This window comes from Pantoea sp. UBA5035, from assembly GCF_002415245.1.
GTDB lineage: Bacteria > Pseudomonadota > Gammaproteobacteria > Enterobacterales > Enterobacteriaceae > Pantoea > Pantoea septica.
In genome coordinates, this window is record NZ_DICD01000017.1 from 77877 (window position 1) to 94924 (window position 17048).

Here is a 17048-nt window from a genome sequence, read left to right on the forward strand (position 1 = left end):
CCTGCGGGGCCGTTTTTTTTATTTTTTTATCACCAGCTTTAATAATAAATAACTAAAAACGATTAAAGTTTTGCGCATTTGTCTTTAGGCTTAGCGCACAATGCTATTGTTGCTATTTTCCGTAAAAACCGCACAAATTTATAAAGCGAAAGTCTGTCTGCTCAACGTAATATTTCGCCGCCTATTCTTCCAGGCCAATCAGGGATTTATAAAAAAATGAAAATGCGTGCTTTCACACTGAGCGCTATTGCTGCGTTAATGGCGGCTGCGCCCTTTGCCAGCCAGGCTGAAATTACTCTGCTTAAACAAGATCCGCAGGCGGGCGATCCGCTGAGCCGACTGAACTTCACCGTGGGCGGCAGTATCCGTCCGCAGTTCGAACACCAGACCGGCGTCAATGATAAATCCTACAAGCGTAATGGCTTTGACGGCGGCACCCGCTTCCGTTTCGCCGCTGACTACTATCTGTTCGACGATATTAGCTGGGCCAGCTACTACGAGGTGGGCGTTAATATTCCTGCGGTATTCGACTGGGATAACCATTATAAAGATGGCGCCAACGATACCACGCGTCGCCAGCTCTATACCGGCCTGAAAAGCAAAACCTGGGGCGAGATCTATTTCGGCCAGCAGAACAGCGTTTTCTATGACGTTGTCGGCGCGAAGACCGATATCTGGGATTACGACATGAAAGGCCAGGCGCCGGGCAACGGCATCAACGGCGATTACGACGGCTCTTACCGTTCGCGCAAGCAGCTGAAGTATAAAAACAGCTTCGGCGCGGTCGATCTCTACGCCTCTTATCTGTTCAGCGACAACGAATACCTGCCGGGCAACGGCCTGCGCTACAAGCGCAAAGGCGGCGGTTCGCTGGGCGTGGATTACCATATTACCGACGACCTGACCTGGGGCACGGCGTGGAACTACACCCGCGCGGAGATGCGTAACCCGGGCAATAGCGACAGCGGCGACTACAACCAGAACATCTACGGCACCGCATTAAGCTGGAAGCCGGGCAACTGGACGCTCTCTGCGGGCGGCGGCTGGTATCAAAACTTCCTGCTGACCAAGCGCAGCAACGTCAACGACTACTTTGCCGATGACGCGTGGGGCCTGGAATACTTCGCCGGCTACAAGATCCCGGTTAAGCAGTACGGTCTGAAAGCGGTGCAGCCTTACGTGATGGGCGATCGCCTGGAGTATGTTAACGGCCGCAACTACCAGCGCATCGACAACGGCGTGGGCGTCACGCTGTTCCTCGACTATGGTTTCCGCGTCGACTACGAACACGTCTTTACCTCCAGCACCGACAACCTGGGCGATATGAACCTGGTGCGTCTGCGCTACGATTTCTAATCGTCAAAACATAAAACGGCTCCCTCGGGAGCCGTTTTTTTAGGGGCCGATCGCGGCTTCATCCAGCGGATCGGGGCCAAATCGGTTGGGACCGACCGTGCCGCGCAGGCAGAAGTAAATCAGCAGCAGCAGCGTGCCCAGCAGCGGAATCAACATAATCAGCAGCCACCAGCCGGAGCGATCGAGATCGTGCAGGCGGCGTACGCCGACGGCGACAGAGGGGATCAGCACGGCAACAGAGTAGATGAGCGAAAGCAGCCCCTGATCAGAAAAAATCTTCAGTCCGAGCAGTTCATCGACTGCGCTGCAGGCCAGCGAAATCAGCGTGCTGAATAATAAAAACAGCCAGAACGTTTTGCGACGACAGCGACCGTTGACGACCGCATACATTTTTAAAACCGTCAGATAGTGGTTCACTTTATTGGTCCCTTTTTTAATCAAATCAGAGCAGCCGTTCCCGTCAGGTCAAGCTGAAACGCGCTATTCCCGCCCTTGTGCCAGGTAACCTATTTTATCTGGCGGCTTAGGGCGCTGCACAGGAAAAAAGCGGTGTAAAACTCTGCTGAGTAAGAAAAATGCGGTGGCAAAAGCCCTTTACGTAATTACACTCTTCCCGCTATCGACGAAAGTTTCGCCTTTACGTATGATGGCGCGAATTTTTTATCTGTGAGTCTCTTAACATGATTAGTCTGATCGCGGCATTAGCAGCAGATCGCGTCATTGGTATGGAAGGTGCCATGCCGTGGAATCTGCCTGCAGATTTGGCGTGGTTTAAACGTAACACCCTGAACAAGCCGGTGATTATGGGTCGTCTGACCTTTGAATCCATCGGTCGTCCGCTGCCGGGACGCCTTAATATCGTCGTCAGCAGCCAGCCTGGCGCGACGGAAGGGGTGACCTGGGTGACCTCGCTGGACGAGGCGATTAAAGCGGCCGGCGACGTGCCGGAGATAATGGTGATTGGCGGCGGGCGGATCTACGAGCAGATGCTGAAGCGCGCCGATCGTCTCTATCTCACCCATATCGACGCCGAGGTAGAAGGGGACACGCAGTTCCCGGATTACGAACCGGACGAATGGCAATCAACCTTTAGCGAGTTTCATGACGCCGACGAGCAGAACTCCCACAGCTACTGCTTCGAAATCCTCGATCGCCGCTAAGCGTTAATCAGCAAAACGCCTTGTTGAAGGGCATTTGGCAAATGATTAAAACGTTTGCAAGTGGTAGACAGGGATCGGAGAGCAAAGCGTCCCGCGCCATGGATGCCGCGGGCCGAGCGAGCATGGATGCCTTGAGCGACTTTGCGATCGAGCCCGGTCTACCGCGTCGGCACTGTTTCACGCCTTGTCCACCGACAAGGCGTTTTCTTTTGCGCCTCTCTCAGGCGGACTGCTGCGGCGGGACGCTGTCGGTTGCCGACGACTGACGGCTGGAAGGCTGCGTATAGTAGCGCTGACTTTCCCAGTGCAGCAGCGTCAGCACGCCGCCCCAGCAGCAGCCGGTATCCAGGCCAATCACGCCGCGCGGCGTGCCTTTGCCCTCCAGCGAGGCCCAGTGGCCGAACACCTGAGTGTAATCGTCAGGCAGCTTGCCGGGAATGGTGAACCAGGGCCTGAGCGGCGGCGGCGCGGAGTCAGGCGCCTCTTTGCAGATCATATCGAGCTGGCCGTTAGGGAAGCAGAAGCGCATGCGCGTCAGGGCGTTGGCGGAAAAGCGCAGGCGCGCCAGGCCGCTCAGCTCCGGCGTCCAGTTATTCGGCATATCGCCGTACATAGCGTCCAGAAAAAGCGGATAGCTGTCGCTGGAGAGCACCGCCTCCAGTTCGCGCGCGCAGGCCTGCGCCGTCTCTAAATCCCACTGCGGCGTGATGCCAGCGTGCGCCATCACCAGCTTCTTCTCTTCATCGACCTGCAACAGCGGCTGACGGCGCAGCCAGTTAAGCAGCTCGTCGGCGTCCTCCGCTTCGAGCAGCGGCGTCAGGCGATCCTTGGGTTTGTTGCGGCTGATGCCGGCGAATACCGCCAGCAGATGTAAATCGTGATTGCCCAGCACCATACGGACGCTCTCGCCGAGCGATTTTACGTAGCGCAATACCTCAAGCGAACCCGGGCCGCGCGCGACCAGATCGCCGGTCAGCCACAGCGTATCCTGCTCAGGCGAAAAGTCGACCTGCTCCAGCAGAGCGCGCAGCTCATCGTAACAACCGTGAACGTCGCCAATCAGATATGTGCTCATAGAGAATTATCCGCAATAAAAAACCGCGCCCGGCAGAGCCGGGCGAAGGGTGAAAAGATCAGTGTATATGGGTTTCTACGGCGAGGCGAAACACCGGGATGTCGATGTGAAAGGTTTCCCCCTCTTCATCCTGCATCACATAGTGTCCCTGCATGGTGCCCATCGGCGTTTCGATAACAGCGCCGCTGGTATACTGAAATTCGCTGCCGGGCGCAATCACGGGCTGCTCGCCAACCACGCCTTCGCCCTGAACTTCGGTTTCGCGCCCGTTGCCGTTAGTGATGAGCCAGTAGCGGCCCAGCAGCTGCACGGCGTTTCGACCCAGATTGCGGATGGTAATGGTATAGGCAAAGACGAAGCGCTCCTCTTCCGGCGAGGATTGAGAAGCGATATAGAGACTTTGTACCTGAACAGACATCCGGGCCGATTCACTCATGCGTTACTCCAGCGGTTCAACGTTGTGGGTCGCCAGCCAGTTGGCTAACTGACAGTATTGCGCCACCGACACGTTTTCTGCGCGTAGTCCTGCATCGATGCCCAGCTCATCCAGCGCGCCGGCGGCGAACAGATAGCCGAGGCTGTTGCGCAGGGTTTTGCGGCGCTTGCCGAAGGCTTCGGTGGTGATGCGGCTCAGTACGCGAATATCGCTGACCGGATGCGGCGGCTCCGTAAACGGCACCAGGCGCACCACTGCCGAATCCACCTTAGGCGGCGGCGTAAAAGAGTGCGGCGGCACTTCAAGCACCGGGATAACCTGACAATAATATTGGGCCATCACGCTGAGGCGGCCGTAGGCTTTGCTGCCTGGCCCGGCGACGAGGCGGTTAACCACCTCTTTCTGCAGCATGAAGTGCATATCTTTAATCGAACCAGTATAGCTGAAAAGGTGAAACATCAGCGGGGTCGAAATATTGTAAGGCAGGTTGCCAAAGACGCGCAGCGGCTGGCCTTTCTCTTTCGCCAGCGCGGCGAAATCGAAGGTCATCGCATCCTGCTGATAGATCGTCAGCTTCGGACCGAGGAACGGATGGGTCTGCAGACGCGCAGCCAGATCGCGGTCCAGCTCGACCACCGTTAAGGCGTCGAGACGCTCGCCAACCGGTTCGGTCAGCGCGCCGAGGCCAGGGCCGATCTCCACCAGCGCTTCGCTGCGCTGCGGATGAATGGCGGAGACAATGCTATCGATAATGTACTGATCGTTCAGGAAGTTCTGCCCGAAACGTTTACGGGCGTAGTGCCCCTGATGGACGCGATTATTCATTACTGCTCTTGATCATAGTGATGGCGAGGTTAAGCGCCGTAATAAAGCTGCCCGGCTCCGCCTGGCCCAGTCCGGCCAGTTCCAGCGCGGTGCCGTGGTCGACAGAGGTACGGATAAAGGGCAGGCCGAGGGTGATATTCACCGCGCGGCCAAACCCCTGAAATTTTAGCACCGGCAAACCCTGATCGTGATACATCGCCAGCACCGCATCAGCGTGCTGCAGATATTTCGGCTGGAAAAGGGTGTCGGCCGGCAGCGGCCCGGTAAGCTGAATGCCCTGTTCGCGCAGCGAGTCGAGCGCCGGAATAATCGTATCGATCTCTTCGCGCCCCATATGGCCGCTCTCACCCGCATGGGGATTAAGCCCGCAGACAAAGATATGCGGCTGAGGGATGGCGAACTTCTGCTGCAGATCGCGATGCAGGATGGTAATGACTTCGCGCAGGCTGGCATGGGTAATCGCCGCAGAAACATCTTTCAGCGGCAGATGCGTGGTCGCCAGCGCGACGCGTAGCTCTTCAGTCGCCAGCATCATCACGACGCGATGACCGCCGGCGCGATCGGCGAAGAATTCGGTATGGCCGGTAAAAGGAATGCCGGCATCGTTAATCACGCCTTTATGCACCGGGCCGGTGATCAGCGCGGCGAATTCGCCGTTGAGGCAGCCGTCGCAGGCGCGCGCCAGGGTCGCCAGCACATAGGCGCTGTTGGCCGGCTGAAGTTCGCCCGGCGTAACCGGCTGCGCGGTGGTGTCTATCGGCAGGATGGTCAGCGAGCCGGCCTGCTGCGGCTGCGCCGCGAGGCCGGGCTGATAGTCGCGCAGCGTCAGCGGCAAGCCGAGCTGCGCGGCACGCGCATGCAGCAGCTGCGGCGACGCGCAGACCACCAGTTCAACCGGCCAGTTTTGCTGAGCCAGCTGAATGGCGAGATCGGGACCAATCCCGGCGGGTTCGCCGGGCGTGATGACGACGCGATAATTACTGGGCATTGCCGTCCAGAATTTTCACGTAGGCGCTGGCGCGCTGTTCCTGCATCCAGGTCTGCGCTTCTTCGGCAAACTTGCGGTTGAACAGCAGGCGATAGGCGCGCTCTTTCTGAGCCGCATCGGTCTTATCGACCTGACGGGTATCAAGCAGCTGGATCAGGTGCCAGCCGAAAGAGGAGTGAACCGGCTGGCTGGTCTGGCCTTTCTTCAGCTGCAGCAGGGCGTCGCGGAATGCCGGATCGTAGGCTTCCGGCGAGGACCAGCCCAGATCGCCGCCCTGGTTAGCGGAGCCCGGATCGTCAGAGAACTGTTTGGCTGCCGCCGCGAAGCTGGTTTTACCGCTGCGGATATCGGCGGCGATCTGTTCCAGCTTCGCGCGCGCCTGCTCGTCGGTCAGGATCGGCGACGGTTTAATCAGGATATGGCGCGCGTGCACTTCGGTGACGGAGATGTTTTTGCTCTCGCCGCGCAGATCGTTGACCTTCAGGATATGGAAGCCGACGCCGGAGCGGATTGGGCCGACGATATCGCCTTTTTTGGCAGAAGAGAGCGCCTGCGCGAACAGGGTCGGCAGCTCTTCAATTTTGCCCCAGCCCATGTTGCCGCCTTTCAGCGCCTGCGGATCGGCAGAGTAGGTTACGGCCAGCTTGCCGAAATCCGCGCCGCCTTTCAGTTCGCCGACCAGCTGCTTAGCCAGCGCTTCCTGATCGTCGACCTGCTGCTGCGTCGGGTTTTCCGGCAGCGGCAGCAGAATCTGGCTGACGTTCAGCTCGGTGCCCTGAGCGTTTTGCGCGCCGACCTGCGTTGCCAGCGTATCGACTTCCTGCGGCAGGATAGTGACGCGACGACGCACTTCATTGTTGCGAACTTCGGCAATCAGCATCTCTTTGCGGATCTGGCCGCGGTAGTCGCTGTAGTTAACGCCGTCGTAGGCCAGGCGGCTGCGCAGCTGATCGAGGCTCATATGGTTCTGCGCGGCGATGTTGCCGATCGCCTGGTCGAGTTGCTGATCGCTGATCTGCAGGCCCGCTTTTTCGCCCATCTGCAGGATGATGTTGTCCATGATCTGACGTTCAAGGATCTGGTGACGCAACGTCTTGTCGTCCGGCAGCTGCTGTCCGGCCTGTTGCGCCTGCGCCTTTACGGTGCGCAGCATATTGTCTACGTCACTCTCCAGAACGACGCCGTTATTCACAACGGCAGCGACTTTATCAACCACTTGTGGTGCTGCGAACGCGGTGTTGGCGGCTACCGCCACACCCAGAATCAGCATTCTCCAGTTCTTCATACTTTTTCCATAGTTGTTTCCGCAGTGCGGGAATTACCAGTCAAACATCGCAACATCAGAAAGCGCGCTGGTAAGGGATAATGCCCTGACGCAGCATCTGGTCGGTGCCTAAGCCATAACCGGAGCTCAAACCACGCAGCTCAATGTTGAATGAGATTTGGTTGTCATACTTACTGTCGTTGTTTTCCCAACCGTTGATCTTGCGTTCGTAACCGACGCGGATCGCGTAGCAGCAGGAGCTGTACTGTAGTCCAACCAGCTGCGAAGCTGGTTTCTGGTTGCGCGTATCGTAGTAGTACGCGCCTACCACTGACCAGGCGTCCGCAATCGGCCAGCTGGCGGTACCGCCTACCTGTGAAATTCCCTTTTTATAGATCGGGTTGTTCACCAGGTCGGAGTTGTTCAGCGCGCTGGCCACATATTCCGGGCTGCTGTAGCGATAGCTCAGCTGCAGAACACGGTCGGCGTCGCGACGATACTCCAGCACGGTATTGCCCTGCGCGACATTGTCGAGACGGGTGTCATACTGCAAGCCGCCGCGCACGCCCCAGCGATCGCTGACTTTCCAGTAGGTGTCGCCGGCCCAAATCAGGCTGCCGGTGTCATCTTCTTTGTTGGTCTGGTTTACGCCGGTACGCGCAGGGGTAAACGAGTAGATTTGACCCACGGAAACGTTAAAACGTTCAACCAGATCCTGATCATAAATACGCGTGGTGACGCCGGTCGATACCTCGTTGGCGGAGGCGATGCGATCCAGGCCGCTATAGGTGCGGTCGCGGAACAGGCCGGTATAGTCGGTCTGCAGCAGCGTCGAGTCGTACGGATAGATATCGCTCTGGTTGCGGTATGGAATATAGAGATACTGCACGCGCGGCTCGAGCGTCTGGGTATAACCTTCCGCCCAGTCCATATCGCGGTCGAATACCAGACGGCCGTCGACCTTGAACTGCGGCATGGTGCGGTTCACCGTGCTTTTCAGCTGGCCGCTCTGGCTATTGGCTGCATCCGCCAGGTTGGCGTTGTAGTAATCCAGCGAATCCTGCTGGTAGTGCGTCGCAAGGAACTTCGCCTCGGTATCCAGACTCGCCCAGCCGTTGGAGAGCGGCAGGTTAAGCGTCGGCTCGACGTGCAGGCGGGTTGCTTCAGGATAATCATTGTTGACGTTGGTGAACTTCACTGCCTGCGCGTAAATGCGGCCGTCAAACGGACCCATGTCGTTCTGGTAGAAATTCAGATCGAGCTGCGGCTGCGCGCGATAGACGTTGGTGTTATTGGTCTCGCCGAAGACCTGGAAGTCGCGGCTGGAGAGCGTGGCGTCCCAGTTGGTGTCGGCGTAGCCGAAGCTGAACTTCTGCGTCGCATAGCCGTCGGTGGAGTTGTAATATTTCGAGTCGAGATCGTTAAAGTAGTAAGGATCGCTGACTTTGGTGTAATCGGCGTTGAAGCGCCAGTGCTGATCGTAGACCCCGGCGTGGCGCCAGTAGAAGAGCCAGCGGTCGTTGCTCTTGTCTTCCGCGATATTACGCGCCGCTTTGTCTTTATCGTACTGGTTGTCCGACGGCAGATAGTCGAACTCCATCAGACCGGCGCCGAACTGCGTCAGGTAGCGGAATTCGTTTTCCAGCTGCATGCCGCGCTTCGACATGTAGTGCGGCGTAATGGTGGCGTCCGCCTGCGGCGCGATGTTCCAGTAGTAGGGCAGGACAAACTCGAAGCCTTTGCTGCTGCCATATTTCGCGTTCGGGATCAGGAAGCCGGAGCGGCGGCGATCGCCGATCGGCAGCTGCAGATAGGGGCTGTAGAAGATCGGCACCGCGCCCAGCTTAAAGCGGGCATTCCAGATCTCCGCCACCTCTTCTTCGCGATCCTGGATAACCTGCGAGCCCACGACGCTCCAGCTGTTGTAGCCGGGCAGACAGGAGGTGAAACTGCCGTTTTCCAGAATGGTGTAGCGGTTATCGGCGCGCTGCTTCATCAGATCGGCGTCGCCGCGTCCCTGACGACCCACCATCTGGTAGTTGCCGTTCCAGACGTTAGTGTCTTTGGTATTCAGATTAGACCAGGCTTTCGGACCTTTCAGGATGACCTGATTGTCGTCATAGCGCACATTACCCAACGCGTCGACGGTGCGAACCGGCGTGGTTTGTCCTTCCTGCTGGCGCTGATGCAGCTGCATCTCATCCGACTGCAGGCGGCTGTTGCCCTGCTGTACATCCACGTTGCCGGTGAATACCGCGTCGTCCGGATAGTTTCCCTTCGCCGCGTCGGAATGAATCGTGACCGGCAGCTGGTTTGTCTGGCCAGTGACCAGCGGGCGGTTATAGCTCGGCACGCCCAGCATACACTGCGACATAAGATCGTCGGCCAGAGCAGACTGACTGGATATCGCTGCGCCAATCATGGTGGCCAGCAGGGTAGGTAGTCGTTTATTCATACGCGGTATCGAGAATTCCATGAAAACTGGCATCATGCCGACAATCGGCTCAGAGACTAACGTACTGCCCGGCGTTGTGCCAGTGTTAATCCGTGTCTGTCCGCGTTGCCGTTAGGCGCTGGGATAAATGACAGGTATGATAATGCAATTTTCAGCCGCAAGCATGGCGAATTGAGGAGTTTATGCGCTACTGGGGAAAAGTTATTGGGCTGGTGCTGGGGCTGCTTTCCGGCGCCGGTTTTTGGGGCATTGTGTTCGGCCTGGCGATTGGCCATCTGATCGATAAGGTTCGCGGCGCAAAAGGACAGGCCTGGTTCGCGAATAACCAAACTCGCCAGACGCTGTTTTTTCTGACTACTTTTCAGGTGATGGGCCACCTTACCAAATCGAAAGGGCGCGTCACCGAAGCCGATATTCAAATCGCTTCTTTATTAATGGATCGCATGCAGCTGCACGGCGATGCGCGCACCGCAGCGCAGCGCGCCTTCCGTGAAGGTAAGCAGGGCGACTATCCGCTGCGCAGCAAGCTGCGCGAGCTGCGCAGCGCCTGTTTCGGCCGCTTCGATCTGATTCGGATGTTTCTGGAAATTCAGATTCAGGCCGCCTTTGCCGACGGCTCGCTGCATCCGAACGAGCGTCAGGTGCTTTATGTGATCGCCGAAGAGCTCGGCATCTCGCGTATTCAGTTCGACCAGTTCCTGCGCATGATGGAGGGCGGCCAGCAGTTTGGCGGCGGGCAAGGCGGCTATCAGCAGGCGCAGCGCGGGCCGACGCTGGAGGATGCCTGCAGCGTGCTGGGGGTGAAAAGCAGCGACGACGCCACTACCATCAAGCGCGCCTACCGTAAGCTGATGAGCGAGCATCATCCCGATAAGCTGGTGGCGAAAGGCTTGCCGCCGGAGATGATGGAGATGGCTAAGCAGAAGGCGCAGGAGATTCAGGCGGCTTACGATCTGATTCGCCGCGAGAAAGGCTTTAAGTAGCGCGCTGGCCCGCTTAAAAATCGGCGGGCTGGCGGAAAGTCATGCTGTTGCCGAACGCCGGATGCGTGATGGTCAGCGATTCGGCATGCAGCAGCAGGCGCGGCGCGCGGGCTTTCGCGTCGGGATGAGCGTAAAAGCCGTCGCCCAGGATAGGATGGCCCAGCGCCAGCATGTGCACGCGCAGCTGGTGCGAGCGGCCGGTGATCGGCTTCAGCGCCACGCGCGCGCTGTTGTCGTCCAGATAGGCCAGCACTTCATACTCGGTCTGCGCCGCTTTGCCGGTTTCGAAGCAGACTTTCTGTTTCGGCCGGTTCGGCCAGTCGCAGATCAGCGGCAGATCGATGACCCCTTTTTCCGCTGCCGGATGGCCCCAGACGCGCGCCACGTAGCTTTTTGACGGTTCGCGCTCGCGAAACTGGCGCTTCAGCTCGCGCTCCGCCGCCTTGGTTAAGGCGACCGCCAGCACGCCGCTGGTGGCCATATCGAGGCGATGCACCGATTCCGCCTGCGGATAGTCGCGCTGAATGCGCGTCATTACGCTGTCTTTGTGCTCTTCCAGACGGCCAGGCACCGACAGCAGCCCGCTCGGCTTATTGACCACCATAATGTGCGCATCCTGATAGAGGATATGCAGCCAGGGCTCGCGCGGCGGATTGTAGGGTTCCATGATGTATTCTGCTTATTGATCAAAGAAAAGGAGCCGGATGACCCCAGCGTTTATTCACTCGGTGCCAACGCAGGTGAGAGGGCCCGATCGCAAAGACGCAAAAGGCGGCATCCCTGCCAGCTCGGCCCGCGCAATTACGCACCTCATTCCTGAGGTGCGCCCGTTACCGGGCCAACGCGTCGCGTTGTTCAAAAACGCTCCCGGCGTTTTTGTCCCTGACGCGGGATGCTTTGCTCTTCGGTCTATGTCACCCGCATTTCGAGTTTGTTGCAGTCTAAAGGGCCTAATGGCCCCAAAAGATTACTGGTGCGTCACCACGATCAGACGCAGCGCGTCGAGACGCCAGTTGGCCTGGCTCAGGCTTTCCAGCACCTGCTGACGATTGCTCTCCAGCGCCTCGATCTCATCTTCACGGATGTTCGGGTTGACCGCTTTCAGCGCCTCAAGACGCGACAGCTCGGCGCCCAGCTTCTCATCTGCTTCGGCGCGCGCGGCAGCGATCAGCGCCTGCGCTTCCGGCACTACTTTCTCTTCCGCCTGCACCAGAATCGCGTGCACATCCTGCTGTACCGCGTTGACCAGCTTGCTGCCGGTATGGCGATTCACCGCGTTAAGCTGGCGGTTGAAACTTTCAAACTCCACCTTGCCCGCCAGGTTGGTGCCGTTGCGATCCAGCAGCATGCGGATCGGCGTCGGCGGCAGGAAGCGCGTCAGCTGCAGATGCTTAGGCGCCTGCGCTTCGACCACGTAGATCATCTCCACCAGCAGCGTGCCGACCGGCAGCGCCTTGTTTTTCAGCAGCGACAGCGCGCAGCTGCCGGTGTCGCCGGAGAGGATCAGATCCAGGCCGTTGCGGATCAGCGGATGCTCCCAGGTGATGAACTGGGTATCTTCGCGCGACAGCGCCTGGTCACGGTTAAAGGTGATGGTGCAGCCATCTTCCGGCAGGCCGGGGAAATCGGGCACCAGCATATGGTCGGATGGCGTCAGCACGATCAGGTTATCGCTACGATCCTCCTGATTAATGCCGACGATATCGAACAGGTTCAGCGCGAAGTTCACCAGCTCGGTGTCGTTGTCCTGCGCGGCGATCTCCGCCGCCAGCGCCTGCGCCGACTCGCCGCCGTTGGAGTTGAGCTCCAGCAGGCGATCGCGGCCCTGTTCCAGCTGCGACTTCAGCGACTCGTGCTGCTTGCGGCACTCGGCGATAAATTCATCCAGGCCTTCGCTGTTTTCCGGCGCGGCGAGGAAGTCGATTAGCGGCTGATGCACGCTGTCGTAAATGGTGCGGCCGGTCGGGCAGGTGTGCTCGAAGGCGTCGAGCCCTTCATGATACCAGCGCAGCAGCACCGCCTGAGCGGTTTTCTCCAGCCAGGGCACCATGATCTGAATATCGTGCGCCTGGCCGATACGATCGAGACGGCCGATACGCTGCTCCAGCAGATCCGGGTTAAACGGCAGGTCGAACATCACCAGACGGCTGGCGAACTGGAAGTTGCGCCCTTCGGAACCGATTTCGGAGCAGAGCAGCACCTGCGCGCCGTTCTCTTCCGAGGCGAACCAGGCGGCGGCGCGGTCGCGTTCGATAATCGATAGCCCTTCGTGGAATACCGCCGCGCGGATGCCTTCGCGCTCGCGCAGCACCTGCTCCAGCTGCAGCGCGGTGGCCGCCTTGGCGCAGATCACCAGCACTTTCTCTTTGCGGTTGCTGGTCAGGTAGCCAAGCAGCCACTCGACGCGCGGATCGAAGTTCCACCAGGTGCCGCTGTCGCCTTCGAACTCCTGATAAATTTGCTCGGGATAGAGCAGGTCGCGCGCGCGCTCTTCCGCGCTTTTACGCGCGCCCATAATGCCGGAGACCTTAATGGCGGTCTGATACTGCGCCGGCAGCGGCAGGCGGATCTGATGCAGTTCGCGTTTCGGGAAGCCCTTCACGCCGTTACGCGTGTTGCGGAACAGCACGCGGCTGGTGCCGTGGCGATCCATCAGCATGGCGATCAGCTCTTTGCGCGCGTCGAGTTTACCGTCGCGTTCGCTGTTAGCGACCTGCAGCAGCGGCTCGATATCCTGCTCGCCCACCAGATCGTTGATGATGTTCATCTCTTCCTGCGAGATCGCTTTGTCGGCCAGCAGCGAGGAGACCGCGTCGGCGACCGGACGGAAGTGCTGCTGCTCTTCGACAAACTGCTCGAAGTCGTGGAAGCGATTGGGATCGAGCAGACGCAGACGGGCGAAGTGACTTTCCATTCCCAGCTGTTCCGGCGTCGCGGTCAGCAGCAGCACGCCGGGGATCTGCTCCGCCAGCCGTTCGATAACCGCATATTCGCGGCTCGGCTCGCCTTCGCTCCAGGCAAGATGGTGCGCTTCGTCGACCACCATCAGATCCCACTCCGCCTCCGCCAGCAGCTCAAGGCGCTGCTTGTTGCGGCGCACGAAATCGAGCGAGCAAATAATCAGCTGTTCGGTCTCGAAAGCGTTGTCGCTGTCGTGCTGCGCTTCGGCGTAGCGGTCGTCGTCGAACAGCGAGAAGTGGAGGTTGAAGCGGCGCAGCATCTCGACCAGCCACTGATGCTGCAGAGTTTCCGGCACGATGATCAGCACGCGCTCGGCGCGCCCGGCCAGCAGCTGCTGCTGGATAATCATGCCGGCTTCGATGGTTTTGCCGAGGCCCACTTCGTCCGCCAGCAGCACGCGCGGCGCATGGCGGCGGCCCACGTCGTGGGCGATATGCAGCTGGTGCGGGATCAGGTTGGTGCGCATGCCGCGCAGACCGCTTACCGGCAGACGATACTGCGCGCTCTGATATTTGCGGGCGCGATAGCGCAGGGCGAAGCGATCCATACGATCGAGCTGGCCAGCGAACAGGCGATCCTGCGGTTTGCTGAACACCAGCTTGCTGTCGAGCATCACTTCACGCAGCACCACCTCGCTTTCATCCGTATCGAGACGCGTGCCGATATAGGTCATCAGGTCATTTTCGTTGCGTACTTCATCGACGCGCATCTGCCAGCCTTCGTGGCTGGTCACCGTATCGCCCGGATTAAAGATAACGCGAGTCACCGGAGAGTCGTTACGGGCATACAGGCGGTTTTCGCCCGTGGCCGGAAACAGCAGCGTAACCATGCGGGCGTCCGCCGCCACGACCGTTCCGAGCCCCAGTTCACTTTCCGTATCACTAATCCAGCGCTGACCTAATGTAAAAACCATATTTTTCTAGCTCGAATTTTTAAGGTGTTTTTGGTGATGTTTCCCCGCCACAGGCAATACCTTTTCCCCAGACAAAGGGAGGTCTGGTCAGGTTTTAAGAGCGGTGAGATGCAGGAAGGGCGCTATGGTACTGGAAGGCAGGCCGTTCGTCACCTGTCAAAAAAGCCCCAGCTGCCCAGTAATCAGTGTAGCAAAGTCGCCGTCGACGAAAGGCAAAATGCCGTCGGCCACCGGCTGCAGCTGCTTGCTGACGTAGTGATCGTAATCCAGCGGCGTGACGCGCGCCTCCAGCGGCTCAGGTCCTGCGGTGGCCATCACGTAGCGGATCGAGCCGCCGTTTTGATACTGCAGCGGACGGTTCAGCTTGCGGTTCTGCTCATCCGCCAGCCGCGCGGCGCGCACGTGCGGCGGCACGTTGCGCTCATAGTCGGCCAGCGGGCGGCGCAGCCGTTTTTTATAGACCAGCAGGTCGTCCAGCTCGCCCGCCAGCAGCCGCGCCACGGTGTCGCGCACGTAATCCTGCCAGGGCTCGCCGCGAAAAATATGACCGTAGAGCGCCTGCTGAAACTGCTGCGCCAGCGGCGTCCAGTCGGTGCGCACCGACTCCAGTCCTTTGAACACCAGCCGCTCGTTTGCGCCGTCGCGGATCAGCCCGGCGTAACGCTTTTTGCTGCCCTGTTCGGCGCCGCGAATGGTCGGCATCAGAAAGCGGCTGAAGTGGTTTTCATACTCCAGCTCCAGCGCGCTGTCGAGGCCGTACTGCTGCTGCAGATGTTCGCGCCACCATGCGTTGATCTGCTCCGCCAGCCTGCGGCCGATGGCGGCCGCTTCCGCTTCGCCGTGCGGCGACTTCAGCCAGACGAAGGTCGAATCGGTATCGCCGTAAATCACATCAAAGCCCAGAGCCTCTATCTGCTCGCGCGTCTGCTGCATAATGGCGTGGCCGCGCAGCGTAATCGAGGAGGCGAGGCGCGGATCGAAGAAGCGGCAGGCGCTGGTGCCGAGCACGCCGTAAAAGGCGTTCATAATGATTTTCAACGCCTGCGACAGCGGCTGATTGCCCTGTTTTTTCGCCGCCTCGCGCCCCTGCCAGATCTGCTCGACCATGGCGGGCAGGCAGTGGGTATGGCGCGAAAAGCGCGCTTCGCGGAAGCCGGGCACCGAATCGGCGTCATCGGGATGGGCCAGACCTTCGACCAGCCCGACCGGATCGATCAGGAAGGTGCGGATAATCGACGGATAAAGGCTTTTATAATCGAGCACCAGCACCGAATCGTAGAGGCCGGGACGGGAATCCATCACGTAGCCGCCGGGGCTCGCTTCCGGCGCGACCTCGCCGAGATTGGGCGCGACGAAGCCTGCGCGGTGCATACGCGGAATATAGAGATGGCTGAAGGCGGCCACCGATCCGCCGTGGCGATCCGCCGCCAGGCCGTTAACCGAGGCGCGCTCCAGCAGAAACGGCATGATCGCGGTTTTATGGAAAATACGCGTCACCAGCTCGCAGTCTTTGAGGTTGTAACGCGCCAGCGCCGGCTTATCGTTGGCGAAGCGCCAGTTGATCTCTTCCATGCGGTGCCAGGGGTTATCGATCGCTTTGCCTTCGCCCAGCAGAGTTTGCGACACCGCCTCCAGGCTAAAGGAGGGAAAGGTCCAGAAGGCGGATTTCAACGCTTCGATACCGTCGATAATCAGACGGCCAGCCGCGCTGGCGGAAAAGACGCCGGGCTTGAAGCCGTGCTCGCGCCACTCCAGCGGCGTACTCTCACGCCCAAGACGCAGCGGAATGGCGTAGCGGTCGGCATGTTTTTGCAGCACGCGCAGGTCGAATTGCACTACGTTCCAGCCGATCAGCACGTCGGGATCGTGCTCGGCGAACCAGGCATTGAGCGCTTCCAGCAGCTGTGGGCGGGTGTCGAAATAGATCAGATCGAAGTCGAGCGCGCTGGCGTCGCCGTTGGGCGGCCCCAGCATAAAGACCTGCCGCTGGCCGCAGCCCTCCAGACCGATGCAGTAGAGCTCGCCATGCTGGGTGGTTTCGATATCCAGCGACACCCACTTTAGCGGCGGACGATAGTCGGGATGGGGCTTCAGGCGAGCGTTGACCAGCGCGTCGCCCTGCGGCTCGCCGCTGAACCATACCGGCGCGGTGATAAAGCGCTCCATCAGGAAGCGCTCCGGCGGGCGGATATCCGCTTCAAACACCGGAATACCCTGTTCGCGCAGCAGCTTTTCCAGCCGCTGCAGCTGGCGATGCTGACGACAGTAAAGACCGAAGACCGGGCGGCGGCGAAAATCCTTCAGCGCCAGCGGCTGCAGGCGCACCTGACGCTCGTCGCGCAGCAGCGCTTCCACCTGCGGCTGATAGTCGCACGGAATAAAGGCTACCGACTCCTGCGCCGGCAGCGTCAGACGCTGCGGGCCGCTGTCCGTCGCCAGCCAGAAAATGATTTCGGTGCCCTGGGCGCTGTCGCGCCAGTGGCGGGTAAGCAGGAATCCTGCGCGGGGCGTATTCACATCGGCTCCAGACGAAAAAACAGCCAGAGTATATCATGGTTATTTATCCAGTGCGCGCGGCGCGCTTTTGTCAACATCGCCCTACAATTCTTACCTTGACGCTGTCGTGCCGCCT

At 59.4% G+C, this 17048-nt stretch carries 13 protein-coding genes; 3 read left to right on the forward strand and 10 right to left on the reverse strand.

The genetic code is table 11. The features are described from left to right. Positions 1 to 216 precede the first annotated feature (216 nt). Positions 217 to 1356 (forward strand): porin, encoded by a 1140-nt coding sequence (locus B3229_RS13590; protein ID WP_286871484.1) that lies wholly within the window; start codon positions 217 to 219, stop codon positions 1354 to 1356. Positions 1357 to 1395: 39 nt separating this feature from the next. On the opposite strand, the gene B3229_RS13595 is transcribed toward B3229_RS13590, so the two are convergent. Further along, the gene (locus B3229_RS13595; protein WP_286871486.1) at positions 1396 to 1773 is read right to left on the reverse strand and encodes a DUF805 domain-containing protein; all 378 of its coding nucleotides are present in this window, start codon (positions 1771 to 1773) and stop codon (positions 1396 to 1398) included. A gap of 263 nt (positions 1774 to 2036) precedes the next feature. Between B3229_RS13595 and folA the strand changes: the two genes are divergently transcribed. Further along, complete coding sequence (gene folA / locus B3229_RS13600; protein WP_033749447.1) at positions 2037 to 2516, forward strand: type 3 dihydrofolate reductase; 480 nt, start codon at positions 2037 to 2039, stop codon at positions 2514 to 2516. A gap of 220 nt (positions 2517 to 2736) precedes the next feature. On the opposite strand, the gene apaH is transcribed toward folA, so the two are convergent. The 6 genes from apaH to lptD are packed head-to-tail and all read right to left on the reverse strand — an operon-like array spanning position 2737 to position 9559. Further along, positions 2737 to 3591 carry a bis(5'-nucleosyl)-tetraphosphatase (symmetrical) ApaH gene (gene apaH / locus B3229_RS13605; protein ID WP_048782330.1) on the reverse strand — a complete coding sequence of 285 codons (855 nt, stop codon included), beginning with the start codon at positions 3589 to 3591 and terminating at the stop codon, positions 2737 to 2739. Between the two features lie 58 nt (positions 3592 to 3649). Further along, on the reverse strand, positions 3650 to 4027 hold the full coding sequence (gene apaG / locus B3229_RS13610; protein WP_033749449.1) for a Co2+/Mg2+ efflux protein ApaG: 378 nt from the start codon (positions 4025 to 4027) through the stop codon (positions 3650 to 3652). A gap of 3 nt (positions 4028 to 4030) precedes the next feature. Then, positions 4031 to 4852, reverse strand: a complete 822-nt coding sequence (rsmA, locus tag B3229_RS13615; RefSeq protein ID WP_033749450.1) for a 16S rRNA (adenine(1518)-N(6)/adenine(1519)-N(6))-dimethyltransferase RsmA — start codon at positions 4850 to 4852, stop codon at positions 4031 to 4033. Then, positions 4845 to 5840 carry a 4-hydroxythreonine-4-phosphate dehydrogenase PdxA gene (pdxA, locus tag B3229_RS13620; protein WP_286871491.1) on the reverse strand — a complete coding sequence of 332 codons (996 nt, stop codon included), beginning with the start codon at positions 5838 to 5840 and terminating at the stop codon, positions 4845 to 4847. Before pdxA ends, rsmA begins: the two co-directional genes overlap by 8 nt. Beyond that, on the reverse strand, positions 5830 to 7125 hold the full coding sequence (surA, locus tag B3229_RS13625; protein ID WP_048782327.1) for a peptidylprolyl isomerase SurA: 1296 nt from the start codon (positions 7123 to 7125) through the stop codon (positions 5830 to 5832). The genes pdxA and surA overlap by 11 nt, the downstream gene beginning before the upstream one ends. Positions 7126 to 7180: 55 nt before the next feature. Next, positions 7181 to 9559, reverse strand: coding sequence for an LPS assembly protein LptD (lptD, locus tag B3229_RS13630; RefSeq protein WP_286871493.1), 2379 nt, complete (start codon positions 9557 to 9559; stop codon positions 7181 to 7183). Between the two features lie 182 nt (positions 9560 to 9741). Between lptD and djlA the strand changes: the two genes are divergently transcribed. After that, entirely contained in the window at positions 9742 to 10542 is an 801-nt protein-coding gene (gene djlA, locus B3229_RS13635) for a co-chaperone DjlA (RefSeq protein ID WP_286871495.1), read from the forward strand. A 13-nt stretch (positions 10543 to 10555) separates the two neighbouring features. Here djlA and rluA read toward each other — a convergent pair whose 3' ends face one another. The 3 genes from rluA to polB all read right to left on the reverse strand — a co-directional run bounded on the left by rluA (position 10556) and on the right by polB (position 16933). Further along, the gene (gene rluA, locus B3229_RS13640; RefSeq protein ID WP_033749457.1) at positions 10556 to 11209 is read right to left on the reverse strand and encodes a bifunctional tRNA pseudouridine(32) synthase/23S rRNA pseudouridine(746) synthase RluA; all 654 of its coding nucleotides are present in this window, start codon (positions 11207 to 11209) and stop codon (positions 10556 to 10558) included. A gap of 300 nt (positions 11210 to 11509) precedes the next feature. Further along, entirely contained in the window at positions 11510 to 14416 is a 2907-nt protein-coding gene (gene rapA / locus B3229_RS13645; protein ID WP_286871498.1) for an RNA polymerase-associated protein RapA, read from the reverse strand. Between the two features lie 156 nt (positions 14417 to 14572). Continuing rightward, on the reverse strand, positions 14573 to 16933 hold the full coding sequence (polB, locus tag B3229_RS13650; protein WP_286871499.1) for a DNA polymerase II: 2361 nt from the start codon (positions 16931 to 16933) through the stop codon (positions 14573 to 14575). Positions 16934 to 17048 lie beyond the last annotated feature (115 nt).

Coding starts and splice junctions, on each gene's coding strand:
- B3229_RS13590 (WP_286871484.1), top strand. CDS start 217: ATGAAAATGCGTGCTTTCACACTGAGCGCTATTGCTGCGTTAATGGCG.
- folA (WP_033749447.1), top strand. CDS start 2,037: ATGATTAGTCTGATCGCGGCATTAGCAGCAGATCGCGTCATTGGTATG.
- apaH (WP_048782330.1), bottom strand. CDS start 3,591: ATGAGCACATATCTGATTGGCGACGTTCACGGTTGTTACGATGAGCTG.
- apaG (WP_033749449.1), bottom strand. CDS start 4,027: ATGAGTGAATCGGCCCGGATGTCTGTTCAGGTACAAAGTCTCTATATC.
- rsmA (WP_033749450.1), bottom strand. CDS start 4,852: ATGAATAATCGCGTCCATCAGGGGCACTACGCCCGTAAACGTTTCGGG.
- pdxA (WP_286871491.1), bottom strand. CDS start 5,840: ATGCCCAGTAATTATCGCGTCGTCATCACGCCCGGCGAACCCGCCGGG.
- surA (WP_048782327.1), bottom strand. CDS start 7,125: ATGAAGAACTGGAGAATGCTGATTCTGGGTGTGGCGGTAGCCGCCAAC.
- lptD (WP_286871493.1), bottom strand. CDS start 9,559: ATGAATAAACGACTACCTACCCTGCTGGCCACCATGATTGGCGCAGCG.
- djlA (WP_286871495.1), top strand. CDS start 9,742: ATGCGCTACTGGGGAAAAGTTATTGGGCTGGTGCTGGGGCTGCTTTCC.
- rluA (WP_033749457.1), bottom strand. CDS start 11,209: ATGGAACCCTACAATCCGCCGCGCGAGCCCTGGCTGCATATCCTCTAT.
- rapA (WP_286871498.1), bottom strand. CDS start 14,416: ATGGTTTTTACATTAGGTCAGCGCTGGATTAGTGATACGGAAAGTGAA.